This is a genomic window from Sphaerospermopsis aphanizomenoides BCCUSP55 (assembly GCF_001586785.1).
GTDB classification, from domain to species: Bacteria; Cyanobacteriota; Cyanobacteriia; order Cyanobacteriales; family Nostocaceae; genus Sphaerospermopsis_A; species Sphaerospermopsis_A aphanizomenoides_A.
The window spans coordinates 1-26,194 of sequence record NZ_LUFH02000054.1; the positions used below are offsets into that span (position 1 = coordinate 1).

Annotated in this window: 20 protein-coding genes and 1 pseudogene; 9 read left to right on the forward strand and 12 right to left on the reverse strand. The window is 35.7% G+C overall.

Features of this window, described 5'->3' with window-relative positions; all coding sequences use genetic code 11:
* The first annotated feature begins 528 nt into the window (after positions 1 to 528).
* Positions 529 to 1,311, forward strand: coding sequence for a choice-of-anchor E domain-containing protein (locus tag A0J48_RS14835; protein ID WP_200324261.1), 783 nt, complete (start codon positions 529 to 531; stop codon positions 1,309 to 1,311).
* Positions 1,312 to 1,445: 134 nt separating this feature from the next.
* Here the strand turns inward: A0J48_RS14835 and A0J48_RS14840 are convergent, their stop codons facing one another.
* The 12 genes from A0J48_RS14840 to A0J48_RS14895 form a co-directional block, all read right to left on the reverse strand.
* On the reverse strand, positions 1,446 to 2,798 hold the full coding sequence (locus tag A0J48_RS14840) for a cysteine desulfurase-like protein (RefSeq protein ID WP_200324263.1): 1,353 nt from the start codon (positions 2,796 to 2,798) through the stop codon (positions 1,446 to 1,448).
* A gap of 180 nt (positions 2,799 to 2,978) precedes the next feature.
* A complete protein-coding gene (locus A0J48_RS14845; protein WP_200324265.1) occupies positions 2,979 to 4,490 on the reverse strand; it encodes a response regulator in 1,512 nt (503 codons plus the stop codon).
* Positions 4,491 to 4,502: 12 nt separating this feature from the next.
* Complete coding sequence (locus A0J48_RS27030; RefSeq protein ID WP_234300935.1) at positions 4,503 to 6,944, reverse strand: methyl-accepting chemotaxis protein; 2,442 nt, start codon at positions 6,942 to 6,944, stop codon at positions 4,503 to 4,505.
* A gap of 24 nt (positions 6,945 to 6,968) precedes the next feature.
* The gene (cheB, locus tag A0J48_RS14855) at positions 6,969 to 8,006 is read right to left on the reverse strand and encodes a chemotaxis response regulator protein-glutamate methylesterase (protein ID WP_200324267.1); all 1,038 of its coding nucleotides are present in this window, start codon (positions 8,004 to 8,006) and stop codon (positions 6,969 to 6,971) included.
* A 72-nt stretch (positions 8,007 to 8,078) separates the two neighbouring features.
* Positions 8,079 to 10,856 (reverse strand): hybrid sensor histidine kinase/response regulator, encoded by a 2,778-nt coding sequence (locus A0J48_RS14860; protein ID WP_200324268.1) that lies wholly within the window; start codon positions 10,854 to 10,856, stop codon positions 8,079 to 8,081.
* A gap of 27 nt (positions 10,857 to 10,883) precedes the next feature.
* Entirely contained in the window at positions 10,884 to 11,636 is a 753-nt protein-coding gene (locus tag A0J48_RS14865; RefSeq protein WP_234300936.1) for a chemotaxis protein CheW, read from the reverse strand.
* 20 nt (positions 11,637 to 11,656) lie between these two features.
* Positions 11,657 to 13,516 carry a HAMP domain-containing methyl-accepting chemotaxis protein gene (locus A0J48_RS14870; RefSeq protein ID WP_200324271.1) on the reverse strand — a complete coding sequence of 620 codons (1,860 nt, stop codon included), beginning with the start codon at positions 13,514 to 13,516 and terminating at the stop codon, positions 11,657 to 11,659.
* A gap of 60 nt (positions 13,517 to 13,576) precedes the next feature.
* Positions 13,577 to 14,833: a CheR family methyltransferase gene (locus tag A0J48_RS14875; RefSeq protein ID WP_200324273.1), complete on the reverse strand. Its 1,257-nt coding sequence runs from the start codon at positions 14,831 to 14,833 to the stop codon at positions 13,577 to 13,579.
* Positions 14,814 to 15,296: a chemotaxis protein CheW gene (locus tag A0J48_RS14880; protein WP_200324275.1), complete on the reverse strand. Its 483-nt coding sequence runs from the start codon at positions 15,294 to 15,296 to the stop codon at positions 14,814 to 14,816. The genes A0J48_RS14875 and A0J48_RS14880 overlap by 20 nt, the downstream gene beginning before the upstream one ends.
* 143 nt (positions 15,297 to 15,439) lie before the next feature.
* Positions 15,440 to 16,327: an ATP adenylyltransferase family protein gene (locus tag A0J48_RS14885; RefSeq protein WP_200324277.1), complete on the reverse strand. Its 888-nt coding sequence runs from the start codon at positions 16,325 to 16,327 to the stop codon at positions 15,440 to 15,442.
* Between the two features lie 22 nt (positions 16,328 to 16,349).
* Positions 16,350 to 17,123 carry a tryptophan-rich sensory protein gene (locus A0J48_RS14890; protein ID WP_200324279.1) on the reverse strand — a complete coding sequence of 258 codons (774 nt, stop codon included), beginning with the start codon at positions 17,121 to 17,123 and terminating at the stop codon, positions 16,350 to 16,352.
* Positions 17,124 to 17,196: 73 nt separating this feature from the next.
* Complete coding sequence (locus A0J48_RS14895; RefSeq protein ID WP_200324281.1) at positions 17,197 to 18,069, reverse strand: helix-turn-helix transcriptional regulator; 873 nt, start codon at positions 18,067 to 18,069, stop codon at positions 17,197 to 17,199.
* A 110-nt stretch (positions 18,070 to 18,179) separates the two neighbouring features.
* On the opposite strand from A0J48_RS14895, the gene A0J48_RS14900 reads away from it, so the two are divergent.
* The 8 genes and pseudogenes from A0J48_RS14900 (at position 18,180) to cas3 (ending at position 26,116) form a co-directional block, all read left to right on the forward strand.
* The gene (locus tag A0J48_RS14900) at positions 18,180 to 18,407 is read left to right on the forward strand and encodes a hypothetical protein (protein WP_200324283.1); all 228 of its coding nucleotides are present in this window, start codon (positions 18,180 to 18,182) and stop codon (positions 18,405 to 18,407) included.
* Between the two features lie 77 nt (positions 18,408 to 18,484).
* Positions 18,485 to 18,589 (forward strand): annotated as a pseudogene (locus A0J48_RS14905) (DUF433 domain-containing protein); the annotation flags it as partial.
* 68 nt (positions 18,590 to 18,657) lie between these two features.
* Positions 18,658 to 18,909, forward strand: coding sequence for a DUF433 domain-containing protein (locus A0J48_RS14910; RefSeq protein WP_200324285.1), 252 nt, complete (start codon positions 18,658 to 18,660; stop codon positions 18,907 to 18,909).
* Positions 18,906 to 19,265 (forward strand): DUF5615 family PIN-like protein, encoded by a 360-nt coding sequence (locus tag A0J48_RS14915; RefSeq protein WP_200324287.1) that lies wholly within the window; start codon positions 18,906 to 18,908, stop codon positions 19,263 to 19,265. Before A0J48_RS14910 ends, A0J48_RS14915 begins: the two co-directional genes overlap by 4 nt.
* A gap of 28 nt (positions 19,266 to 19,293) precedes the next feature.
* On the forward strand, positions 19,294 to 21,975 hold the full coding sequence (locus A0J48_RS14920; RefSeq protein ID WP_200324289.1) for a CRISPR-associated protein Csc3: 2,682 nt from the start codon (positions 19,294 to 19,296) through the stop codon (positions 21,973 to 21,975).
* A 36-nt stretch (positions 21,976 to 22,011) separates the two neighbouring features.
* Positions 22,012 to 23,064, forward strand: a complete 1,053-nt coding sequence (cas7d, locus tag A0J48_RS14925) for a type I-D CRISPR-associated protein Cas7/Csc2 (protein WP_200324291.1) — start codon at positions 22,012 to 22,014, stop codon at positions 23,062 to 23,064.
* 3 nt (positions 23,065 to 23,067) lie between these two features.
* Positions 23,068 to 23,841 (forward strand): type I-D CRISPR-associated protein Cas5/Csc1, encoded by a 774-nt coding sequence (gene cas5d / locus A0J48_RS14930; RefSeq protein WP_200324293.1) that lies wholly within the window; start codon positions 23,068 to 23,070, stop codon positions 23,839 to 23,841.
* On the forward strand, positions 23,834 to 26,116 hold the full coding sequence (gene cas3 / locus A0J48_RS14935; protein ID WP_200324295.1) for a type I-D CRISPR-associated helicase Cas3': 2,283 nt from the start codon (positions 23,834 to 23,836) through the stop codon (positions 26,114 to 26,116). Before cas5d ends, cas3 begins: the two co-directional genes overlap by 8 nt.
* The last annotated feature ends 78 nt before the right edge of the window (positions 26,117 to 26,194 follow it).

A 26,194-nucleotide genomic window follows, 5' to 3' on the forward strand; every position in this document is an offset into this window, starting at 1 on the left:
TGATGCTGAAAAAGCTGATGGTAAACCAGTAGCACTGGTGAGAATGAGGGTAGCAGTAAAAGCTGTAAAACTGCTGTTCAAAATGCTGATTGAGGTCAGGAAAGAAGCAGAAAAGTTTTAGACTGAATCTTGACAAAAGAGGTAGAAAGAATTGATACTTAGTTAATAACACTGATATCAGAAAGTAAAATACTGATGTAAAAATTGCTAAAACTATTCGTGTTGTGTTTATTCAAAAATCCTTTCGTCAATATTACTTAAGACGAAAGTGTTCGGAAGATGTTTTTCAAGTAACAAACCGCGCTGAAAAACTACTGTAACAGATGAATAAATTAATCATGTTTGGCTAAAACTGTGTCAGGTTATTTAGGGATTAACAGACCCCATGCTGGTATTGAAGTCAGAAGTAAAATCTGCAATTGTATAGCTTTTAGACAGCATAAATCTGGTTAGTTATATCAACTGATTGTTGTATTTACTTAAAAAATCAACTTCTATACCAATCAAATTCAGTGAGGATGAGGACGAATGACCTACAAGACTAAATCCGCTTTTTTTCCGCCCAAAACACTTGTAATTTTGGCTACAGCTTCTCTGTGTTCATTAGCAATTTCTCCCCAGGCTGAAGCTCTTACTTCATTAGGATCTTACACCGATTCATTCACTAATCAGATTACAGAACTTAATGGCACTCCTCTATTAACACTTCCTAAGTACAATGGTCCTGATACTTTACAGCAGGTAGTATTTACTGTCAGTTCCACATTGGCTAGTTCAGGTACTGTTACTAATACAGCTTCAAACTCCCAGACTTTTACGGTTACTCTCTCTTCGGATTATTATGATCTGTACGCATCTACTGGCTCTCCTGCGGCTTTATCAGCCTTGGTCAATCCAGGTACAGGTGCTACTTTCTCACCTTTTTATGACTCTGGTGTTACACAAATCGGTCGAACAAGATACGTCGGCTTGGCCGCTGGTGGTTCAGCCAATTTTGGACCTTTCAGTGTTAATGGCTCTACTGGTTACACTTTTACCAATCCCACTGATGTTGCAGGATTTGTAGGTTCAGGCACTTACTCTTTTGAGCCTTTTACTGGTATGGTAACATCTATTTCTGGAGGGGGTGGTAATGTTGCCACTAATGTTACCACATTGGCATCAACATCTATTACAGTAGAATACTTTGGTACTGTTACTCCTGTTCCCTTTGGATTTTCCACAAATGCGAGTTTAGTAGTATTTGGTGGTGTATTCTATGGTTTCAATAAACTCAGAAAAAACATGGCGGCAAAAAAGTCTCAGGCGTAAAGATAGAAAACAATACTCCTGGATTTAGATTTTATTACCCCGATAAATTGGGGGATAAATTTCTCAAACTCCCCTTAAAAAGGGGAGTCTGGTAGTTTTTTTAAGATTTGTAGCATCTGGCAGGTAAATATAGATCAACAATTCAATGCTTGCAAAAGCTGTTCAATTTCTGCTCCAGTATTATAGTGTGCTAATCCAATTCGTAGGAAGCCGCCAGAAGATTCTACACCCAACCTTTCTGTAAGTTCAATTGCGTAAAAATTACCATGCCAAGTAAATATTCCCTTTTCTCCTAACGTCTTCGCTACATCTATAGGTGTTTTTCCGGCAATTGTGATCGAAACTGTAGGAGTTCTCCACATAAATTGGTTAGGGTCTGTAATACCATAAACTTTTACACCAGGAACTTCTAACAACCCAGAAATCAACTTTTTACTTAATTCTCTTTCATACTGTTGAATTGCTGACATTGCAGCTAACAAAGCCGCACGACGACTATGATAAGCAGATGCTAACTCATGACTTGGTTGTTCTGGAGAAGTGAGAAACCGGGGACAATGAAAAGTAGTTAAACCTTCTCTATCTGCTTCTATTAAAGAATCAAGTAATTCATTATCTAAAGTTGGAAAAACGTGACAACCCAATTTTGCTAAATAATTAATTGTGGCTATTACTCCTGCTAAACCTTCGTGATTCAAAGTTCCGGTTTCCCATCTAGAAGGAACTTCATTAGATGCAGGTCTGACTTTATAGGGAGAAAACCGCTCTAAATGTTCTCTTTTTGCGTATAAAATACCCACGTGGGGAGCAAAGAATTTATAAGCTGAACAAACCAGAAAATCACAATTTAAATGATGAACATTAATAGGTGCATGGGGAGCATAATGAACAGCATCGACAAAAACCAAAGCCCCAACAGCATGAGCTAATTTAACGATTTTGGCAATATCATTAATAGTTCCCACAGCGTTGGAAGCATAAGTCACCGCTACTAATTTTGTGCGAGAATTAATTTTTGCTGCTAAATCATTTAAATTGAGGGTACAGTCTTCAACATTAATATCAACAATGCGAACTTTTACACCCTTTTCTTCTAAAGCATACCAAGGGGAAATATTCGCTGCATGATCCAGTTGGGTAACAATAATTTCATCACCTGGTTGCAGTTCTCTAGCGATCGCACGACTGACGCTAAAGGTGAGAGTGGTCATATTTGCACCAAATACCACCTCATCATTATTGCATCCTAAAAAATCTGCGATCGCTGCTCGTGCGGAATTAATCACCGCATCCGTTCGCGCACTAGTAGCAAAATATCCATGAGCATTAGCATTAGACCTAACTAAATAATCACTCATTCCATCCAACACTGCACCCGGTACTTGAGTTCCACCAGGACCATCAAAAAAGATTGCTGGATGACCATTAATTGTTTGGGTTAATGCTGGAAATTGAGAACGAATCCATTTTATATCTAGAGATTCCATAAATTTCCTGATTATTTACCTACAATACTTTGTATCTCCACAATAACCTCTTCTTCTACAATTGGCATCATCACCAGTTCCCTGACTGATTTAAGAAGTTGGGTATCTATATCTATATGTTGAAATTTTTATGTTTAATAAAAGAGAATTTTAACTTTGGTTACTATTTTCTATTCTATATTATTTTTCAGTAAATTGCCAAACACCATCCCAATTATCTGGTTTACCATTTCTCAATATATTAATGACTCGACTTAAATATAAATGGGCGGCTTTATCATCAGGATTGATAGCTAAAACTTTTTCTAAATATGTTTTGGCTTTGTCAAAATTACCCTGCCGATAATATTCTACACTCTGCTCAAAATCTGGCTGAGTTTGTAGTTTCACTAATCTGACTTCTTCTTTTTCTGCATCTAATACTTCATAAACAGAAATTGGTTCACTTCTACCCTTAACAACTACCCGGTCTAAAAAGCGAATTTGATATTTATTCACATCACTAAGATTGCCTAAAGCTTGTTCAGAAATTAATAAAGACACGCCGTAAAATTTAGTTAATCCTTCCAAACGTGCAGTTAAATTCACATTGTCAGATAAAGCATCTCCTTGAATTCTATTTTCTTCTCCTACTATTCCTAACATCATGTGACCTACATGAATACCAATACCAATTTTAATGGGAAAATAACCATTTTCCACCCGCTTTTTATTATATTCTTCTACTCGGTTAATTTTAGAAATACCAGCAGATATGGCATCATCCGCACCATCAGGAAACACTGCCATGATGCCATCACCTAAAAACTTGACTATCAGTCCATAATTATTACGAATTTCGGGACTAACTCGTTTTAGATAAGCATTCACAAAATTAAAGTTGTCCTGGGGTGTCATTCCTTCAGAAATGGTAGTAAAGGAACGAATATCACTGAACATGACGGCCATGATTTTACTAACATGATCACCTAACTGCACATCCGTAATACTTTCTTTACGCAAAAATCGCAGATATTCATGCGGCACATACCGTCCATAAGCTTGTAGTAAAGATTCTAGCTGGGCATTAGCATCAGTGAGTTCTTTTTCTCTAATTTTCACCGTTTTTACCATTTTAGTAAACACCCTTGCTAGTTGTCCTAGTTCGTCACTACGTTTAACAACTTCTGCTAAAATATCGGGTTGAAAAGCATCTCTTTCCACATCAGAAGCGGCAGTTGTGACTTTGCTAACCTGTTCAATATATGCTGATTGACGCATAATTTCAGCTTTAAATAAAGCTTCAGCTTCTTGACGTTTGAGAAAGTTAATATAAGCTTGGGAATGGTAACGAATACGGGCAATTAATTCCATTGCATTGGGCAGTTTTACCAAGTAATCATTTGCTCCCAATTCAAAAGCTTTAGCTTTAATATCTGGTTCTTCTTTACTGGAAAGAACAATTAAAGGTATATTGGCTGTAGGAGAATCTTGACAACGCAGAAATTTCACTAATAATAACCCTGCCATTTGGGGCATTACTAAATCTTGTAAAATAACTGTTGGTTGACATTCTTTAGCCATTTTCATAGCTTTGGTGGGGTCATTACAGTAGTGAAAAACAATATCAGTTTCTGGTTTTAGCATTTGATGAATAGCTTCACCAATAATATATTGATCGTCTATTAATAAAACTGTAATCTGTTCTTCCATAATCCGAACCTGTCACCTATTCTCTGAAACTTGAAACCGAGAAATTTCTGTTTTTAATAATTGTGCTGCTGCTGCTAATTCTTCTAAAGCATAATTAGTTTCTCGCAGTGCATCAACTGTTTGCTCAGAAGCTTCGCTTATTTGTGCCATCGCTTCACTAATTTGAATTGCTCCTTGAGACTGTTCTTGCACACGGTCACTAACTTCTTCAAACTGTGGAGGTAAGCTTTCTACTTGATTAATAACTTTGCTCATTTGATTATTAATTAAATTTACTTGTTTAACACTATTATGTACAGAGTTGGTAAATTTATCCATTTCCATTACACCTATAGCAACTGCTGTTTGCATATCTTGAACTATTTGATCTATTTCTAAAGTAGCGATACCAGTTTGATTCGCTAAACGCCTAATTTCTCCTGCTACCACTGCAAAACCTGCCCCATATTGACCGGCTTTTTCTGCTTCTATGGCAGCATTTAATGATAAGCTATCTGTTTGAGTAGCAAATTTATTAATTGTCAGGACAATATTATTAATATTACTGGCTTTTTTATTCATCACATCTAATTTAGATGTCAAAGAATTGGTAGCTTCTAGTAACTGTTGCATAGTAATTTTCATTTTTTGTAATTCATCTCGGCTTTGACTAGCAGCAGTGGATGTCATGTTAGTTATATCTTCTACTTTATTGATCATGTTGACTAAATTTCTGGAGGTAGTAGCAATTTCTTGTGCGGTTGCAGTCACTTCATTTGTAGATGCTAATTGTTCGGTAAATGTCGCTGCTAATTGTTTTCCAGAAGCGGCAATTTGGGTGCTGGAAGTTGTAATGGTTACACCAGAGTTTTGAATACTCAAAATCAAGGAATTTAAATCTTTATTCATGCTGTAAAAAGCATTTTGTAATTTCCCAATTTCGTCTTCAATTTCTGCTAATTGAATTGGTGTAGTTAAATTACCACTGGCAATTTTTTGGGCAATGTTAACTAATTCAGAAATTTTATGAGCAACTGTGTTAAAAGCAGTTTGTAGTTTAATAATTTCGTTATTTTCTTGTGATTGCTCTATTGAATAATTACTATTAGCTATAGTTGTGGATACTTTAACTAATTCTTCTATGGGTTTAACAAACTTATTGGCAATGACATTAGCTAAAATAGCAACTATTAATGCTAAAATTACAGCAGCCATTAATAATAGCCGTTGTAAATTATAAATTTGCTGATATGCTTCTGCTAAATTTATTTCGGAAATAATCGCCCAATTTACACCTTCAATGTTTAAAGGCGCGTACGAACTAAGCACGGTTTTATTTTGATAATTTTGATTGATAATTAATGTACCAGATTGCTTTTTAATTGCTAATTTAGCTGCTGCTGTATTCACTTGTTGCAAGAAAATTGAAGTCTTTAGTTGTTCTATTAAACGAATAGTCTTGTCTGATATACCCTGTGATTTTAAGACATTTGTATAAGCTGCGGCATCTTCCAATAACAGGCGAGAATTTGAACGCATCAATAAATCAGCACCTACCATATAAGTTTCTCCAGTATTTCCTAAACCGTCATTTTTCCAGTTTTTATTACTGGTCAAAACACGGTCGATTTGATCTATAGGTAATTGAACAGCGAGGATACCTACTAACTTTTCACCATTGTAAATAGGTGCAGCAATAAAAGCAGCAGGAGCCATATAGGATGGTTGATATGGTTGGAAATCTACGATCTGAACCACACCCTGATGGGGATTTTTTCTCACTCTATTTACTAATTGAGCGAAGTTACTTTTTGCCAGTATGCCGGTATTTAAATTTGCACCAAAATCAGTTTCTTTATAAACTGTATAAACAATATCACTTGTATTAGGATCAATCAAAAAGAAATCATAATAACCGAATTTCTTAATCAAATTTTGAAAAAGTTTATGATATTTACCATGAATATTACTATACCTACTTCCGTCTTGTGCAGCTAGGAGTTGATCCTTTTTACCTACGGGATAGGGATTATTAGCTAAATAATTATATTGCAAATAACGGGCAGCATTGCTAGAGGGTTTATTGGTCGATAAATTAGGTTCTTGAACAAAGGATTTACTCAGACGGGGAAAAAATTCTTGTTGATAAAAACTAATAATTTGGTTGTCCCAATCAATGGGAATAGGTTGTTGATTAATTTCTTGAAAAGCCTGATTAAATTCCATCATTGCTTCCACAACCATTCTATCTTCGGATAGAGTTTCTAAATGGTGGTGCAGGGTTTGTAAATAAAATTCAATCTGGTAGGCTTTAGAATTTCTCACACTAGTTAATTGATTAAAGATTTGTGTCTTGAGAGATTCTCTTGCCCAGGTTAACCCCAAATAGCCGACTATAAAAATAGAGCTAAAGCTGACTAATAGAAGTATGAGTTGTAATTGAGATTTAGTGCTTAAATGGTTAATTTTTTTCATCTTATTAATAGTTGTTGTATTATTTTAACCCCTAGGGGATTGGATAGCAAAACTTTTTAATAAGTTGGCAGCAATAGATTCTAAAGACAATACCTGAACCGCTGCATTCAACTCCACAGCGGCTTTGGGCATTCCGTAGACAATGCAACTTTCTTGATTTTGGGCGATGGTATGCCAACCTTGGAGTTTTAAAACACTTAATCCCTCGGCACCGTCTTTACCCATACCTGTAAGTAAAATTGCTGTTCCTTTATTTTGCCAATGTTCCGCAAGACTTTTGAAAAATACATTCACAGAAGGACGATAAGGATAATCCAGAGGATTTTGAGTATAAGTTAATGTTAAATCTGGTTTTAAACAGAGATGATCATTTGTTCCTGCTATTAAAACTGTGCCTTTTTGCAAGCGATCGCCCGGTACTGCTAATCTTACAGGTAAGGGTGTTTGCTGATTTAACCAATCTGCAAAACCGCTGGAAAAATTACCATCAACGTGCTGAACAATTGCCACTGCCGCATTAAAATTAGCAGGTAGTTTTGATAAAATTGCTGCTAATGCTTTGGGTCCACCAGTAGAAGCCCCAATGGCCACTAATTGCATTGATGTAAATACTTGATGGTGACGTTCTAAATTAATTTTACGGGGGATTTTCCTGGGGATAGAACTATTTTTAATTAACTTAGCAATTCTAGCTATTTTACCTAATAACTTATCAGTCATTTCTGAAAAGTTTTCTGTATCTATAACTGGCATATCAACTGCATCTAAAGCCCCGTGACCCATTGCTGCATAAACTTGAGAAATATTATCTTGTGTACTTTTAGTGACAATCAGAATGGCACAAGGTGAATTTTTCATAATGTATTGGGTTGCTTCTGCTCCATCCATTGCCAACATCATGATATCCATTAATATTAAATCAGGACAATTTACCCGACATTTAATAATAGCTTCATCCCCATTTTTAGCAGTCCAAGCGACTTGATAATATGGTACAGCTTGGACTATCCGCCGTAGTGTATTTAATCCTATTACTGTATGATTAACAATGGCAATTTTCATATATCAGTTATCAGTTATCACGGTTTATTGTTCACTATCGTTTATCCTTTGTCGGTTGCCACTAACAACTGACTACTGACCAATCAAATCAATCACTGCATTAATCAATGTATCATCATGAAAACTACTTTTGGTCAAATAATAATCAGCACCGACTTCTAAACCCTGAATTCTATCTTCTTCTCTGTCACGGTAAGAAATAATAATCACTGGCAAAGAGTTTAACCGAGGATTCGCTTTGATTTGCTTGACTAATTCAATTCCATTCATGCGGGGCATATCAATATCACTAATTACTAAATCATATTCTTTAGTACGCACCGCATTCCAACCTTCCACACCATTAACAGCAACATCTACTTGATAACCTCGATTTTCTAATAGTTTGCGTTCCATTTCTCGCACTGTAATAGAGTCATCAACTACCAAAATTTTGCGGCGTTGATGTACATTCTCTAATTCAGCTTGCATCATCAGCTTAGATAAATTGCCACCTTTGAGAATGGTATCCATAGAGCGCATCAAATCAGAAATATCAATTATCAATATGGGTGAACCATCTCCTAATACAGCAGTAGCACTAATATCAGGAACTTTGCCTAAGCGGGGATCTAAGGGTCTAACGACTAAACTTTTCTCTCCTAAGAACCTATCTACGACTAAGCCATAGCTACTATTTTGGTCACTAACTATTACAATAGAAACTGTAGCAGTTTGCTGTTTTGCTGGGGGTAGTTCTAAAACTTGATGAGCAGCAATTAAACCAATATTTTGGTTATTCAGGGTGAAATATTGACGATTTTCTACATCATAAATTTCCGACCTTTCCAAGTTGATAATTTGGTCAATTCGCGCTAACGGAATAGCATAAGGTTTTTCGGAAATTTCTACTAATAGTGTTCTGACTACCGACAAAGTGAGGGGAAGTTGAAAATGAAAACTTGTACCTTTTCCTGGTTGAGAATTTGCCCGTACTATTCCCCCTACTTCCTGGGCCATACTTTTGGCAATATCCAAACCTACACCCCTACCAGAAATTTCTGTTAACTGTTGGGCTGTAGAAAAACCAGGTAAAAATAGAAATTCTATTAACTCTGCATCGGAGAAGTGGTCAGCCATATCTGCTGTGACTAAATTCTGATTTATCAGTTGCTGACGTAACTGTTCACGATTGATACCTTTGCCATCATCGCTAATAGTAATAACTAACATTCCTCCGCGATGAACAGCTTCTAATCGAATTGTTCCTTCAGGAGATTTACCAGAGGCAATACGTTCTTCTGGTAGTTCAATACCATGATCTACAGCGTTTCTGAGAATATGAGTTAAGGGTGCTTCTAATTTGGTAAGAATATCACGATCAACAGGAGTAGATTTACCGACAATTTCTAACTTTACTCGTTTATTTAAATTCCGTGCTAAATCCCGAATCATGCGCGGAAAACCTTGTAAACCATCTTCAAAAGGTCTCATCTGGGAATTGATAACTTCTCGATAAAGACGATTTGATAAACTAGCAGTACGACGCACATATAACTCTAATTCATCCAAGCGATCGCCTATATAATCCAGACATTCCTGTTTTTGTTGTCGCACTTGTGTTAAATATTCTTTACCCTCTTGCTCATATAAATTCTGATCAAGAGATTCCTGCAACTGTTCCAAATTGCGGGAAATATCTACCATCCGAGATTTTAATGACATCATTGAATCTGCAAACGGTTGTAACCAATTTGCCTCAATCAATGATTCCCCTGCTAAATCCATAATCCGATTTAAATTATCAGCACTTAACCGCACCACACGATCATGATTTTTAGCAATATTTTCCACCCGACGATTAGTAGATGAAAATGGGAAATTGGGGATTAAAGATTGAGGACTGGGAACTAGAGACTGGGAACTAGGAATTGGAGGCTGATCAATTATCCGTACATCAATATCAATTTTGGCTTTTTGGTTTCTATCTCCCGGCTGTAAAATTGCTGCTACATGATCACAAATTTTCTGAAAATCAAATTGATGTTTTTCCACCCAACCGATTAATTCAACATCATTCAGTTGACTAATATTTTGCAGCAAGTCTACTCCTTCTAGTAACACATCCACATCTTCAGAAGTTAAAGTCATGGTTTGCTTTTGAGCAGCTACAAAACAATCTTCCATCACGTGGGCTAATTCTACGACTCCATCTAAACCAACAATTCTGGCTGCACCTTTAATGGAATGAGCCGCCCGCATTAAAGCCTCTAAATCGGATGCTGATTTAGGCTGATTTTCTATAGATAGTAATCCATTATTCAAGATGCTAACTTGCTCTTGTGCTTCCAACCTGAATAAATCCATTACAGAATTACCATCACTACTTATCTGTGGCACTTCTAAGGAGGAGGGATTTTTATTTTTATTGCTTACTCCTTGTTTTTTTTCTTCTACACTGTCACCTAGAACTTTTTCTCTATTAATTAAATTGACAATTATTTTCTCAGTAGTATTCCAATCCCAAGCATGATCCGTCATCCAGGAATCAAAATTACCTGCTGCGGCTTTACTCATACTCAAGAGTAAATCACTAGCATGAAGTAAGATATCAATTTCTTCCACTCCCAAAGAAATATTTTGTTTTTGAACAGAAATTAAACAATCTTTTATCAACTGCAATAAGTTAGCTGCTGCTGCCATTTCCACAATTGTGGTAGTTCCCCACAGAGATTGAGTAGCTTGTATTGCTTGGTCAATTTCTGACCAGGAAAACTGCTGATTTTTCAATAAAGTCAGACATTTTTTCAGGATAGCAATATTCGTTTCCACTTCCTGACGCAATAATTCTAATATTGTGTAGTTACTCATAAATATCTGGGAATATTGAATAGGTAATTACAATATTTTATGATTAAGTGTATAAAACAGTAAATCAGAATCCAGATAATTAACTTTTTTACCTTCCCAATTAAATATGCCTCTCGTATAACCTTCTTCTGATTTAGTTATGACAACTGGTGCATTTTGTAATTCCCGGAGATGAAAGCGGAAAATTCCATGTACTTCATCTACTGGAAATACCCATTTATCTTCTCCCTGTCCCGCTACTATCATACGTTGAAGATTCAGCAGTTTTATAGAAGATTTAGTCTTGTGATTGGGATGATTATTTAAATTTTTCTGATCTGGTTGGATCTGTAAAAGATGACTCAAAGCGGCACAAAGTAAGGTTTCTCCACGAATGTTGACTAACCCTAAAAATAATTCGTTGCTGCGATGGGGTAGAGGTTGAATAACACCAGGAGTGGTGATTTCTTGTAGCATTTTTACTGGTAAGCCTAATCTCTCCTGACCAATGCGAAAAATAATCATAGAAATTTGTTCATTAGTATGAATAATTCTGGTATTGTTGGCAACAAAGGCAGGATTTTCTGAGGGTGCTTCCAGAATTTCAATCCAATTTTCCAAATAATCTGCTGATGGTTCTCTTTCTAAGAGACTATCACCTACTGCTGCATATACTGGACATTCATAACAATGGATAACGGCTGCTAATTCGCTACAAGAGCGATCGCCCTTGACACCGATTTTATTCCAGCAATCATTAAAAATCGGTTGTTCTATATTGATATCGTTATTTTCTGTCATGAGCATTTCCTTTTTGATGCTCAATTCTGAATGTGAAAATGGGAAATTCCTTCTCTTAATGATTGTGCTGCTTCTTCCAGTTGTTCCAAAGCACCATTAGTTTCTCGTAAAGCATCAACTGTTTGCTGGGAAGCCTCCGTTAATTGTTCGATTGCTTCGCTAATTTGGGCAGCACCATCAGACTGTTCTTCTATACATTCACTTACCTGAATAAATTGCGGTGGTAGGCTTTGTACTTGATTGATTACTTTGCCAATTTGGTTACTAATTCTATTCACTTGTTCCACACTATTATTGACAGAGTTGTTAAATTTATCCATTTCCATTACACCCACTGCGACTGCTGATTGCATATCTTTAACAATTTGTTCTATTTCCAAAGTGGCAACAGCAGTTTGATTTGCTAACCGCCGAATTTCTCTTGAAACTACTGCAAATCCCGCTCCATATTCTCCCGCTTTTTCTGCTTCTATAGCTGCATTTAATGACAAAATACTGGTTTGGTCAGCAACTTTGGTAATAGTAACAACTACATTATTAATATTAGTAGCTTTTTTATTCATTATTCCTAATTTGGCAGTAATAGAATTTGTGGCTTCTATTAATTGCCGCATTGTATCTTCCATTTCTTGCAATTCATCATGGCTTTCACTAGCACTAGTCGCCGTGATTTTGGTCATATCTGCCACTTTCTCCATCATTTGCACTAAATTTCTGGAAGTAGAAGCAATTTCCTGAGCAGTAGCAGCGACTTGATTTGTAGATGCAAATTGTTCGTTGACGGTTGCTTCTAATTGCTTTCCTGAAGCGGCAATTTGTGTACTAGAGGTGGTAATTTGTACTCCTGATTGTTGAATGCGCCGAATTAAAGAATTTAAATCTTGATTCATCGCATAAAAGGCATTTTGTAATTTGCCTATTTCATCTGTTCCTGCTGTATGTTGAATTTGTGTTGTCAGATCGCCACTGGATATTTTTTGGGCAAAATTGACTAACTCACCAATCTTAGATGCCACTGTGTAAAAAGCAGTTTGTAGTTTACCTATTTCGTCTTGTCTATCAGATATTTGCATTGATGCTAGAGAATTGTTGTTGGCTATAGATTGGGAAACTTTGACTAATTCTTCAATCTTGCTGACAATCGGTTTACTGAAATAAAAACCAAAACCAATGGCAGTTACTGGACCAAATATCAAAGCTAGTAACAACAAAAATGAACCTGTAGCAGCATCTCTTTGTGCTTGTTTATAATTTTCATGACCATTTTTTTCACTCAATTGAATATCTTCAATGAGTAATTTTGTGGCTGCGTTTAATGAGGGATGATTATCTATAGATTGTTGTCTGAGTTGTGCTAACAAAGAATTGGCTTGTCTAGCTAATTCTATTTCTGGACTATTTGCTTGATTGAGCTTGATTAATTCTAGTTCCCTATTTAGTGGATTGAGAATACCCAAACTTTCAAACTGTTGATTCATTTGCATGAATCTTTCATGATTTTGTTTCCACTCATTCCAAACGTTTTGAAATTGAGCATATTCTCTCTTTTCTTCATCAGTTTTATCAGTGGCTTCATATTCATTAAATCCCTCATCAATCTGTTCCCAAGCTTTTTGAATTCTCGTTACTTCTGCATTTCTTTCTACTAAGGTTAGTTCATAACTGAGTAAAGTATGTTCTGAAGCTTCTATCTGAGTTTTGCCTTCATTGATTTTCCACAAACCTGTGATACTGGGAATAGTATTGGCGCTTAAAACATTAATTGTATGAATGAGACGCGCATTTACACTCCAGCCGACTATAGCGACAATGAGAACAATTAACCCTATCAATAGAAATCCACTGATTAAACGCACTTGTAAGCTGACGTTTTTGAGCATCACTTGTCCTTGTTGATATTGGCGGATATTTAGATGACAATAACTATATTTGTGATTATTTCACAATTTTTGTAACCGTTGCCATCTTTGGCGTAAAATGTTTGCTTTTTCCCTATCTCCTTGTTGTTCTTTGAGTAAAGCTAAATGTATTAAAGCTTGAGAATTTTTAGGGTCGAGATAAACTGCTTTTTGAAAGCACTCTTCGGCTGCTAATTCTACTCCTTGTGCTTGATAAATTTCACCAAGTAAAAGATATGCTTCTGCACTGGTGGAATTCTGATATATATAGTTTTGGCATTGGGATATGGCTGCTTTTAATTTACCTTGATCTGCCAAATTACGAATTGAGTCTAATTGAGACTTTTGGATTGTTGGTAATTGTTGAATTATCCTCCCCTTTTCAGGAATAGTTGGTGTTTGCGGTTGATGAATTTGGTAACTGTCTCCTAAAACTTGAGGTGGGGAAATTACATACTCTGAAGAATTTGCAGGAGGATTTTTAGGATTTTTATTTGTTGCAGGATTTTCTCTTTGTTTCTGTCCGACAAATACACCATGCAAGCGAATTATTTCTAAACCTAAATTAGCTAATTCTCCGGTTTCTGATGCACCAACCAATAACAGTCCTTGATTCTTTAAGAGACGATGTAAATTTTTTAAGGCTTTTTCACGAGCAGGAATATCAAAATAAATTAAAACATTGCGACAGAAAATAATATCATAATTTATTCTATTTGATAACAAATTGGCATCAAGTAAATTGGCTTGAGTAAATGTGACAGTTTTTTTGACATTTTCACTTAATTGATAACCTTGTTCTGTAGAAATAAAATAGCGTTTTTGAAATTTTAAATCATTACTGCGGAAAGAATTACGGCTATAAATTGCTTTTTTGGCTTTAGATAAAGCTTGCTGACTAATATCAACTCCATCAATATGAAACTGATTAGGTAATAAACCTAAATCTAATAATGTCATAGCTAAAGAATAAGGTTCTTCTCCTGTGGAACAGGGAACGCTTAGTAAGCGAATTTTGCCATAGGAAGATTTATGTAACCGTTGATAACGGAGATATTTGTTGATAGCAGTATAAATTTGATGATCTCTAAAAAACCAGGTTTCGGGAACAACAAGCAACTCCACTAATTCGTCTAATTCCTGTTTAGATTTTTGTAAAATTTGTAAATAATTATCTACATTCACACCGCATATTAAACAGCGAGTTTCTACAGCTTTAACAATTTTCCTAATCCCAATAATCTTGGCATCAAAGCCAACTTGACGACATAATAATTTCTCAATTTTTGACCAGATCATTGATATAATTTTCTCCTGTTGTTAATGAGTAAGTATTTTCTACTTTAGTAAACAGTTTTTCTAAGTTAATATGCTGAATAATTCCTTTACTATCCATGAGTATTCCTCCTAAATATGGTGCTTCTGGAATGTGAATACCAGAGTCTATAAAATCTGTTTCTGGTTTGTTCAAAGTTTCTGTAATTCTTTCTGCTATTAAACCCAAGTATTGACACCCTTGTTGTTGATGAGGATAATTCACTATCATGATCCGGGTACTTAAACAAAATCTGCTGGGTGTACCACGAATTAAAGAACATAAATCAATTACTGGTACAATTTTGCCTCGGTAATTAAATAAACCAGCTACATATTCAGGAACATGATGTATTTTTCTCAACCCCACTCTGGGGATTACCTCTACTACACAGGAACTTTCAATGGCGTATAAGTCTTTACTAACGTAAAAAAGCAGCAATAACATGAGTTTTTAATTAAATGTGTTTGTAAATATACAAATTATAATTGAATTATATATAGGAAATCAGGAGTTTGAAGATTTGTAAACTCCTTACAACTAGTAGTTGGTTTAATTTCCCCAATCACCAATCACTAATTACCTGATAGCTAAATGCTGATTGGTAAAGCAACATTTATTAAAATATTCATGGGACTTATATCTTTAACTAGTTGCATTTGTTGGGCATTTCGTACTAGCAAAGCACCAGCAAATCCTAAAGAATTGATAGAAATTGACTCAAATTCTTCTTGAGAACGCGGTACAATTAACATCCATTCTCGCGTAGCTAAAAAATTATAAGCCCCAGATTGAAGATTCTTCTCAACAGGTTTAATACCAACTTTTTCCATTAAACTATGATACTTATCTAAAGTAATTTCGGCGCTTTCTCCTGGGTTAAGAGTTGTGAAAGCGTGTAAAAAAGGTAGTCCCGGTATAGTTGCAATGGCATCTTGAAACTTAGCCTCTTTTAATAATGGTGTAATGGGAATTTCTGCCCCAGAAAGAGGAATAATTTGTAAATGTTTATGCCTTTGACTTGCTCCTGCCAGTTTACCACTATTGTAAAATACTAAACCATCAATATCAGCTAAACAAGCCCACATTGCAGCAAAATCTTCTAAGGTCAGGAAGCTTTCCTGTTCTTCAAAAGCACGAGTAATAATCAGTAGGTGATAATCTACGACATTGAATTTATTTAAAATGCAGACATGGGTTTCAGAAATATCTGCTACAAACAAATCTTGTTCGTAAGGTAAGAAAGGATTAAATTCTTTACCAGTGGCAGCGGTTTGTTTTTCTTGTTTTTCCTTAGCTGCTTGTTTGCGGTTGAGGTTTGATAATATTCTGACTAAGAATTTTATTCCGTCTTGTTCGACAAATTCAAATTCTGTCGGTATAGATTTGAGCGCACCACATTTTAAAGCGTGTTCGGTAGTTTGTTTGACTTTTGTCCATAGTGTACCTGGTGCGAGTAATATTTTCCCCTGAGTCATTTTTTGTTATCTATGATGATTTTTACCTACGCCAACTTTTAGTAATTGCAATTATCATCAGAGCAATTGCCAAAAGTATGGCTACATTTCTGATTAAAGAATTATCCCAGTGTTTGAGTGCGATCGCAACTAAAGCCCAAACAGTTACACCTGTGTAAGGAATATCCTGGTATTTGATCACCATCACACTACTAATTGCTGCTGCTGCCAACAGCATAATTACAGTCCAGACTTCGTTAGTAATGCCCCAACTATTCCAGTTATAAAAATACAGCGCACAGGCAACATTGACAATAGTCGCTACACTAATCCAACTCAGATATATACTAATAGGGGCATGAAGACAAAACTTTTTAATTCTACTCACGCGCTTGCTGCCAATTTCTAATCGTTGGTGAATAATAATTAAGGGGATCAAAATTCCTAACATTGCTACTATTGAAAGCGTAAAAAATCTCCCTAGGAATAAATACACCCAGATAGATTGAGAAACTGAAGCGATTACCAATAAATATCCTGTCTTGCGTAAATCATCATCATTTTTTTGACTGGGAAGAAATTGGTAAATTCCTAAAGCAAATAAACCTAAGTAAATCAATCCCCAAATAGCAAATGCGTAGTTAGCAGGGATAATTAAAACATCTTTAAATAAGGTGTTGGAAATTGCTCCTATATTGAGTCCGTTGAGGGGAAAAATATTGGATACTACGTTGACGATGAAAGCACCAACGATAGCACCCAATGTGGTAATCTGCCGAATAAAATCCTGATTATTGCCAGAAGATGATTGTTGCATGGGATAGTAGAATCAAATATATATTTTCTACTTTTAGCTTACATCTTCTGGACTGGAATTTTTTCGACTGAAGCTATAATTGGTTATCTGCTTCTATTTTCAAATCATAATTTTGACATTGGGCAATGAGTTTTTGTTTGATGAGCGATCGCACATTTTCCGGTGAGACTATTTCACAGTCTTCCCCATAACGCAACACTTCCCGCACCAACCAAAAAGGGTTTGACACTTTTCTTACCACTTGACGCACTTCTCCTACAACTTCGTTACTGATGTCATTGGGTTTTGCTTCATAAGCTTTCACCATTCCTCCATAAAAGTGTAAGTGTACTTTTAGGGTATCTAGCCCTTCTTGCCGCCACTGTCCGTTCACTGGGACAACAACTTTGATTCTATCCAGACGTAAACAACGGTTATGTATTAGTTCTGGAAAGTCAGGTTTGACAATATCTTCAGTTTCATCACACCAAATATTTAAGTAAAAACGCTTCTCCTCAAAAGCAATTTCCCCATAACGCACTGTAAATGATAGGTCTGTTCCTTGAGAATTGGTATAGAGTAGGTGAAATGGTTGTTGACTTTGGCGAAATTGATCTGCAAGTATGCGCCATGCTTCCGTCGGTTGGCTAACTTGTTGAAGTAGTAATTGACGCATCGGTGCTTCAAGTTGCCCGCGTTCAAGTAACAGACTAGAGACAGTTTGCGCTTGTTCAATAAAACCGGAATCCTTGAGTATTCCTATAGCTTGCTGGAGTGCGGTTACTTGTGTTGAGTTGAGGGTGAAAGGTTCACCGACTTCAAACTCTTTTTGGGCGATCGCTACAAGTAAACCAGAGATACTGGGAGACTTACCCCAGAAGATCCGCAATTTGCGGGCGATTTCTTCTAGTTGTTCCTTTGTGCCAGCCGGAATTGACAGTGTAATTGTTTCTTTTTTCCTAGACATTCACAAAATGTAATTACATTATTGACATATTGCTGATTTATAGTTATTGTATCTGTATACAAGGGGGATAAAAAACTTTTTAGGGTAAACCTACTGGGATACTTGTGTTTATGAAAGACAACTTAGCTGATCGTATGCTTGAAGTGATGTCAGATGCTTGCTGGCATTCTACAGAAGAGTTAGTAGAAAAGGTGAGTCATCGGTTTTCTGCAACTATGCACGTTCTCAAGAAACAAGGTTATCAGTTTGAAAAAAGACGTACTCACGGTCAAAAGTATGAGTATAGATTAGTAAAAGAGTCAAAAGCGATCGCTTCGCTCACTATAGGCAACGCTTAACAGGAATTTATTACATATTGGGGGTAGTTTCTCCTACTCCCATTTTCTAAAAATAATAGCTGGTGAAGTCAAAAACTATGACCGATGATAATTTGCTGTCCAGAATTTCCATTGATGCAAATATTTGTTTTGGGAAACCTTGCATTAAAGGTCATAGAATTTGGGTATCACTAATTTTAGATACCTTCTGATTTTTTAGACTAAAATTAGTAGGATCTACACCAAAGATTTTTCACTAACTCAGTAAACCATGAACGAACAAACATTACTAGAAAGAATCACATTTAACCCCCAAATTTTTGGCGGTAAACCAATCATTCGTGGTCGTCGTCTAGCTGTTGAACATATTTTAGGAATGTTAGCCGCAGGAGATACCATTGAAACTTTGTTAGAAGCTTATCCCTGGTTAGAAAGGGAAGATGTGCAAGCCTGTTTAATTTACGCACGGAGATTAGTTGGTCATGAACGAGTTGAACCTTTATTGATAGAGTCTCCAAGATGAAAATACTGCTAGATACTTGTATTAATGCTAGGGTGCTTAACGATTTACAAACGGCAGAATATGATGTGATTTGGTCTGGAGACTGGCCAAAAGATCCAGGTGATGAGGAAATATTAGCAACCGCCTATCGTGAAGGTAGGATTTTAGTCACCCTTGATAAAGATTTTGGAGAGTTAGCGATTCTGCGAGGAAATCCTCATTGTGGTATTTTGCGTTTAGTGAATCTCTCAACCAAAGAACAATCAATAGTTTGTTTACGGGTTCTTCAGCTTTACGGAAATGAATTATTTTCTGGCGCAATTGTCACTGCTGAATTAGATAGAGTCAGAATTAGACCACCTGAAAATAGATTTTGAAATTACATTACAATTTCCATCCTTTAATATGATTAAACGCGGTAGGCTTTTAAATCGTCCTCCCATATCATTGGAAGAACGTTATTTTAGCGAAATTCGTCCCCAGCTTTATGAAAATCATGCACATCATCATCAATATGGTGTGAGAAAGGGTACAACCCTTGCAGAACATTTAGACTCTGCTTGTCAATTTATTTTGACAGTCAGCCACATAGCACAAGTACCAGAAGATAAACGACCTTTATTATTAGCTGCAACTGCTGTTCATGACCTTAATAAATTAGATCCTCAAGAACGAAAAGTCAAAACCTTAGCTAGAGATAAAGACTTTTTAAAAGAAGAATTAAAAAAGGCTTGTGTTCTGAGCTTTGTATCCACTGAGGATGATTTAGAATTAGTCAGAAGACTAATTGAACGCCATTCAGGTCATAATGTTAGCGATGGTGCTAGATTTTTACCAGAAGACCCAAATATTGAACGTTGGGCGGCTATGCTTACTGCTGCTGACTTGTTTGATTTAGGTATTCCAGATGAGCTAAGATTTCGCAAAATAGAAACAGAATTAACCGTTGCTTTTAGCAGAAAATGTAATCTTTTCAGAGTGCGTTTATCAGAAGATAAAGGTTATATTACATCTCTGTTATTGGGTTCTTGTGAAGAAGTTTTACAAAAGTATGGCTTTCATCCAATCGCAATTTTTCCAGATAGTGAACTGTTTGAAGGGTCAAATTTACCAAATGTAGATTTAACAAAAGAAATCGCTGCTGTTTGGCAAAGTAAAATTGATCAAGTTTTTGGTAATAATATTGAAAAACTTGTCAGACCTACTAAAGATGGTATCAAAGTTACTCATCAGGCTATTCAACAAAATGTTGATGAAGTTTTGATAAATGTTCAGGCTCTTTTAGAAAAGAAAAAGGCTGGTTATAAATTAGATAAAATTGCTAAAGATGTAACAAAATGGGGTGAAAATGCTGGTGAAGAAGCACTAAAAAAAGCTGTTGAACTAGGATTATTACCTGTAAGTAATGCAGAAGAATTTGCTATATCTGAAGGTTTGAAAGCAGTTTATCTGAGTTATAGAGAAGCAGGTTTAAATCCTAAAGAAGTTTGGGATAAAATCGCTCATCATACTGGAATTTCTGAACATCAACGTCTTGCACTTGAACCATTTAATGGTCAGTATGGACGACCTTTATTTGCAGCAAAAGCCGCTATTAATGGCATTGAAGGTATTAACGAAGCTCTCAAAGAGTCTTTTCAATTAAGAAATAATAGTACGGAAACTTCTGAAGAAATAGAAGTATCTGAAGAAATGATTTTAGCAGTTAACAGAATGGTAAATTTACCTTTTGCTAATCAGCTAATTGGAATTAATGATTTAAGTTCCTATGTAGAAGCTAATCCTAGACAAAGATGTTCTTTAGGTTCTACATCCAGTGACATAGATGAATTAATTTCCGCAAATATGCCTCCTGGAACAAAAGTACAGGCTTTTTCTAATCGTTTACCAGGTGGTATTAGTGCCGAACCAAAAAGACAAGCAGATTCTATTGCTGCTTTAGCTTATCAACTAATGACAGTGGGTGCTAATTTTCCTAAAGTTAGCAAACAAGAACCTCTTTATTTACATTTAGCATTACCAAAAGGTTCTGCACCCGAACTTTTGAGAATTTGGCGCGAACTGTTAAAAAAACTGGCTGCAACAAATACTGAAGGTGGTACTGTTACAGTTGATCAATTGCAACTTTATAGAGATAACAAACTTGAATTTAAAGCTAATAAGGTAGTTGGGGCAGCATTACCTAAACGACCGGATTTTATTCATACATCTGTGATTATTCCTTTAGTTTGGGGAGATGTTAATGCTTCTTTAGCTTTACTAAAATCACTGAGATTAGGATTAGAAATATCTTTATCTTTAGATATTGGTTTTCCTTTTACTTTAAGCAGCAATATGGAGGTAGATTTATTTGATGATGTGTATGGCAGAGTTGAAGGTATTCCTGCTGCACTGCAACCTTTACTGGGAAATGGACAATATGATCAAAGTCAGGATGCAGAAAAAATTCTTGAAAGATTACGTTGTCTTGGAGAATTAGCAATATCTGTTGCTAGTATTCAAAAATCTGATGATTGTTTATATGATTTGGCTCGTACTTGTGATAGACCAATTGAACTTTACTTTGTTTTGTTACGTTGGATTTTACGAGAACAAGATGAACCAAATTTGAGTGTTATTTGGAGTCGAATTTGTCAACCTTTAAATACATTAATGGAGAGCCTTATGCCTAATGATAATTCACTGCTGACTAAGTATTTGAAAGAAGCTGCTCAAATAGCAGCAGAAGCGAACCTCAAGGGAAGTTCTTTCAAACGTACATCTTTGACAGAACCATTTACTGCTTTTACTTCAGCAGTTCGTTCACATAAACCTTATATGGATTTAGAGTTTATGTTTGCAGCTTTAGCCCAAAAATATCATAATCGCCTAGACCGTATCCGTGAATATAGAGTAGGTGCAACAAAACATGAACAAGTGAAGGAGTATTACGAAGTTTTGAAAAAGCTTTATCAAGAAATTTACCAAGGTCGTCCTGAAAAACTTCTATCTGATCAAAGAAATCTTGAAGCTGCATATTTATTTTTTTGGCAAGAGGCATATCAGCAGCTACCAAAAAATAAATCTGAAGATGATTCTGAAGATTGATAAATACAAACAAAATTAATTCATTAGGAGATAATTATGTCACTTGAAAAACTTAACAAAGTTCTTGCTGCTGGTTACGAAAACTTTCCCAAAGGTCGATTTATTTCTCTAGTAATTTTGAGAACAACTCATTCTGAAACAATATTTCGTACAGAAGGTTCTGGTGAACCAATGTCTAGCGAGTTTGTACAAGCTGGATTAACTGATGAAACTATTATTCCTCGTTTGGTAATGACTAAACGCAAACAAATAGCTCCCGAACGTAGATATGGACGCGAATTTTTACGATCACATAATCTTCTATACACAAAAACAGTTAAGGATCAGGGAGAGGTTGTTTGTTCATTGAATACAAATAAACCATGTGAAATGTGTATAGATTGTTTCCTTTATGGCTTTGCTGCTGGTGGTGGTGGCGCGCAGAAAAGTCGTATTTGGACTGAAGATGCTTTTAGTGTTTTACCTGCTAACGATATTTTAGGAACTCGCACTATTAACGCCATCTACGAAAATGGCACAATGAGGTTAAAACGAGAAGAAGATACAAAAGCATCACAATCTCTTGTACCAGATGGTGAATACATCAAACCAGGAGTTCATTTTTTAGATGTTGTCACCCTCAAAGATGTAACTGCTGATGAACTGCGGTACATTGTTGGAAATATTCTTTTTACCAGTCGTTATGGTGCAGTTTCCAGTCGTGTAGGAAGAATGGAAAATCAAATATTAGGTGTTTTTGGCAGTATTACCGAATTACCTAGCTCTTTGGAACTTGTACAAGCTACCTATGATGCTTTAGGTGAACCTTTAGAACATCCTTTAAATATTAATCGAGTCATTGCAGCAACCAAGCAAGTCATTACAAATTGGCAAAACAGAAGAGGGGTTTCTGTGCAATTATCTGATGAAGAATTAGCCAATTTAATTACTGATGTAGAAACCAATTGGTCAGAAGCAGAACGTGATACTTTTCTCAAACGTTTAAGTCAATCCTATGAACCTTTCCGTCAAGTAGCACCTGAAAAAAACAAAGATAAAGGTAAAGGTAAAGGTAAAAACAAAAATACTCAAGTTGAAGTAGAGAGTTAAATTATGTCAACAATTCCTTTTTCACAGGCAAAACTTATTGAATTAAACTGTCTTGAACCAGTCTTTTTTGCCTCTAGGGAGTTGTCTGATACCTATTACACTGAGGGGTTACTTGGGAATTATGCTTTAACCTATGCTTTAGGTTGGGTAAATTCCCCCTATCGTCTCCAAGGTCAGGCTACAGGACGACCAACCTACAAAGAAGATTTTCAAACAATAGCCCAATCTTGCTACATTTTACCAGCTTCACCAATAGGCAGAGTTACATTTAGATTTGAAAGATTTAACGCTCTTTCTGATGCTTATTGGTACACCATGACTAATAACCGTGTAGCAACTGCCAGAGAAGATTTACCATTACAACGTCAATTACAACTTCAAAGCAAGGGCAAACCCAATTCATTTAGGGCAAGTAATTTTCCTCAAACTGGAAGATTACGCATGATTGAAAGAGGTAATAAATTTCAAACATTAGTATTTGGAAATCAACCATTACCAGATTATATTCGCCTGGGAAAATTCGCTAGTAAAGTTAAAGTGAAGGTCTTAAAAGAGTTTCCTATAACTTTACTCCCAGAAGGCGAATATAAAAGTCAATTTTATCTAAACGTCGCTGATTTACCAACACAAATAGAAGTATTTGCTTTTGATTTAATCTCTATACCTCCTGCACCGATATTAAAAAATCTTCATTTTCGAGGTGCAGCTTGGCAAATTGGAGAAATGATTGTACCCGCAGGTTTACATTATTGTGGTAGAGAAAACAGAAATGAGTAATCAAAAATTAGTTATCAGGTTAGAAAATCGGAGCATTTCAGCTTGTGCATCTCCACCAAGTGAATTATCTTTCATGGGTCAGAAACCACTACAACATCAAATTGATGTGTTTGAAAAATCAAAAGATGCCGATATTATCCTTGATTTAGCACCCACTGGAACAGGTAAAACTAAAGCAGGACTAACAGTTTTATTGCATCAACCTACAAAAAGTGCTGTTTATATTGCTCCAACTAATGCTTTAATTGAACAACAAACAGAAGCAGCAAAAAAATTTGTTAAAGATGCCAATTTACCTCATGTTGTTAAATCAGCTTCGGCTAAGGATATTAAAAGTTGGCCTAGTGATAAAGTTGGCAATCGTCCAGGAGAAAAGCTATATAATGTTTTGCGGAATCCAGCAACAGTTTTTAGTGATGTCAGTGCTAATACACCGATTCTGCTAGTAACTAACCCTGATATTTTTTACTACGCAACTTTTTTTGCATACAACAGGTTAGATAAAGGTAATATTGCTAGTGGATTTTACACTAAATTCTCTACAGTCATCTTTGATGAATTTCATCTTTATGATGCTAAACAGCTAGTAGGGATGTTGTTTTACCTTGCTTATTCTCACGTTTTTAAATTTTTCCAGCATGGACGGAAAGTAGTATTATTGACAGCAACACCTGAACCAGCTTGTGAATTAGCATTAGAAAATTTACAAAATGCAGGTGTGAGAATAGCAAAAATTGATGGAGAAGCAAATAATGGTCAGCTTTTACCGTCACAAACAGCAGTTTATTTAGAATTACGACCTAACCCAGATAGTAAAGAAGAATGGATAACAGAAATAGCAGCAGAAGTTGTTCAACGTTTTCAAGAAAAACCAAATGAAAATGGTGCAGTAATTCTTGATTCCCTTGATAATATTAATCTTCTTAAAAAGGAGTTAGACAAGCAAGGTCTGAATAATTTTATAGGACGTATCACAGGACCCGCACCGAAAAAAGATAGACATAGTGCTATGCAACGTCAAATTATTTTAGCAACTAGCACTGTAGATGTAGGATTCAATTTTGAAAGAACTCCTCAACCCACACGACAAAATTTAGACTGGTTGATTTTTTCAGCACGCGATCGCTCGGCATTTTGGCAGAGAATAGGTAGAGTAGGCCGTGTTTTAGGTAAATCTGAAACTAATATTGATTCAGAAGCTATTGCTTACTTACCTGCTGAAGCTTGGGAACAAGATATAACTTCTCTTGATACCACTGGTGGACGTGCAGCACTAAAAGAGATGTTAGATAAACTTCCCTGTTTAGATAAACCTTTTCTAAAAGCTTATTGGCATTCAGAAGCATCACTTGAAATAGCACGTCCTTTATTAGAATTGGAAGAATTACTTGATAAAATACCTGGTGCTGAATTAATTCCCAAACTGTTTGATACATTAAAAACAATTTTTGAAAGTAAACGGACTTGGGAAAAATGCCGCTACAGAATGAAAGTTTTACGAGGTGCAGAAGCTATTGCTGAAAAAACTATCCAAGAAATTAAAAAAGATTGGATAAGAATTAAAGGTCGTCAAGCTTTTATTAAAAGATTTATCGAAGTAACATCACCTGAAGAATGGAATGATTTACAAGCTGGATTTACAACCATAGAAAAATATGAGGATGAGTTTAGAAAGCGAGATGATATACTGGCTGATTTAAAAGTATTTGCTGAAATATTCAGTACCAGCTATGCACCTTTATTTAGTTTCCGCTATAGCTTATTTGATACTCTTCCGATTCGAGATCCGCATGGATTTATTTTAGATGAATCTGAAGAAACACAATTAGATCCTTTTCACTTATTGCGGTATTATGAATTTTTCCAAAACGGTGAAGTTATAGAAATCCAAAGTCGTGCTAAGGAAATCTATAACATCAGTTTTAGAATGCGTTACCCTGATAGCAAACAAGAGTTTGTTAATACAGAACTAAATAAATTAACAGCTTTTACAAATTGTCAAGTTGTTCGCAGTATTGGAGATGCAGTCAGACCAACACCTGCATTACAAATGTTATCAAAATATCTATTACCAGGAGTAATTATTTGTCCAATAACTAATGCTGCTGTTATTTTTCAATTACGTAAACAAGGAATAATTTCCTATCCTATAACTATTGTTTGTAATGATGGAGAAAAAGAATATCAATTTTTAACAGGTTTATCAGGTATCTTAACAATTGCCATGAAGTTTAAACAGTTACAACTTCCAGATGATGAAGTTTTGATTGCTTAATTCCCAATTTTAAAATTTCAGATCCCCCCAACCCCCCTTTTTAAGGGGGGCTTTTAAAAATTCCTAACCATCAATAAT

What these genes read in the sequence shown, in the direction of transcription:
- A0J48_RS14915 (WP_200324287.1), top strand. Translation starts at nt 18,906, where the DNA reads ATGAAAATACTGCTAGATACTTGTATTAATGCTAGGGTGCTTAACGAT.
- A0J48_RS14875 (WP_200324273.1), bottom strand. Translation starts at nt 14,833, where the DNA reads ATGATCTGGTCAAAAATTGAGAAATTATTATGTCGTCAAGTTGGCTTT.
- A0J48_RS14860 (WP_200324268.1), bottom strand. Translation starts at nt 10,856, where the DNA reads ATGAGTAACTACACAATATTAGAATTATTGCGTCAGGAAGTGGAAACG.
- A0J48_RS14885 (WP_200324277.1), bottom strand. Translation starts at nt 16,327, where the DNA reads ATGACTCAGGGGAAAATATTACTCGCACCAGGTACACTATGGACAAAA.
- A0J48_RS14880 (WP_200324275.1), bottom strand. Translation starts at nt 15,296, where the DNA reads ATGTTATTGCTGCTTTTTTACGTTAGTAAAGACTTATACGCCATTGAA.
- A0J48_RS14840 (WP_200324263.1), bottom strand. Translation starts at nt 2,798, where the DNA reads ATGGAATCTCTAGATATAAAATGGATTCGTTCTCAATTTCCAGCATTA.
- cheB (WP_200324267.1), bottom strand. Translation starts at nt 8,006, where the DNA reads ATGAAAATTGCCATTGTTAATCATACAGTAATAGGATTAAATACACTA.
- A0J48_RS14920 (WP_200324289.1), top strand. Translation starts at nt 19,294, where the DNA reads ATGATTAAACGCGGTAGGCTTTTAAATCGTCCTCCCATATCATTGGAA.
- cas7d (WP_200324291.1), top strand. Translation starts at nt 22,012, where the DNA reads ATGTCACTTGAAAAACTTAACAAAGTTCTTGCTGCTGGTTACGAAAAC.
- A0J48_RS14900 (WP_200324283.1), top strand. Translation starts at nt 18,180, where the DNA reads ATGAAAGACAACTTAGCTGATCGTATGCTTGAAGTGATGTCAGATGCT.
- cas3 (WP_200324295.1), top strand. Translation starts at nt 23,834, where the DNA reads ATGAGTAATCAAAAATTAGTTATCAGGTTAGAAAATCGGAGCATTTCA.
- A0J48_RS14865 (WP_234300936.1), bottom strand. Translation starts at nt 11,636, where the DNA reads ATGACAGAAAATAACGATATCAATATAGAACAACCGATTTTTAATGAT.
- A0J48_RS14890 (WP_200324279.1), bottom strand. Translation starts at nt 17,123, where the DNA reads ATGCAACAATCATCTTCTGGCAATAATCAGGATTTTATTCGGCAGATT.
- A0J48_RS14895 (WP_200324281.1), bottom strand. Translation starts at nt 18,069, where the DNA reads ATGTCTAGGAAAAAAGAAACAATTACACTGTCAATTCCGGCTGGCACA.
- cas5d (WP_200324293.1), top strand. Translation starts at nt 23,068, where the DNA reads ATGTCAACAATTCCTTTTTCACAGGCAAAACTTATTGAATTAAACTGT.
- A0J48_RS14845 (WP_200324265.1), bottom strand. Translation starts at nt 4,490, where the DNA reads ATGGAAGAACAGATTACAGTTTTATTAATAGACGATCAATATATTATT.
- A0J48_RS14835 (WP_200324261.1), top strand. Translation starts at nt 529, where the DNA reads ATGACCTACAAGACTAAATCCGCTTTTTTTCCGCCCAAAACACTTGTA.
- A0J48_RS27030 (WP_234300935.1), bottom strand. Translation starts at nt 6,944, where the DNA reads ATGAAAAAAATTAACCATTTAAGCACTAAATCTCAATTACAACTCATA.
- A0J48_RS14910 (WP_200324285.1), top strand. Translation starts at nt 18,658, where the DNA reads ATGAACGAACAAACATTACTAGAAAGAATCACATTTAACCCCCAAATT.
- A0J48_RS14870 (WP_200324271.1), bottom strand. Translation starts at nt 13,516, where the DNA reads ATGCTCAAAAACGTCAGCTTACAAGTGCGTTTAATCAGTGGATTTCTA.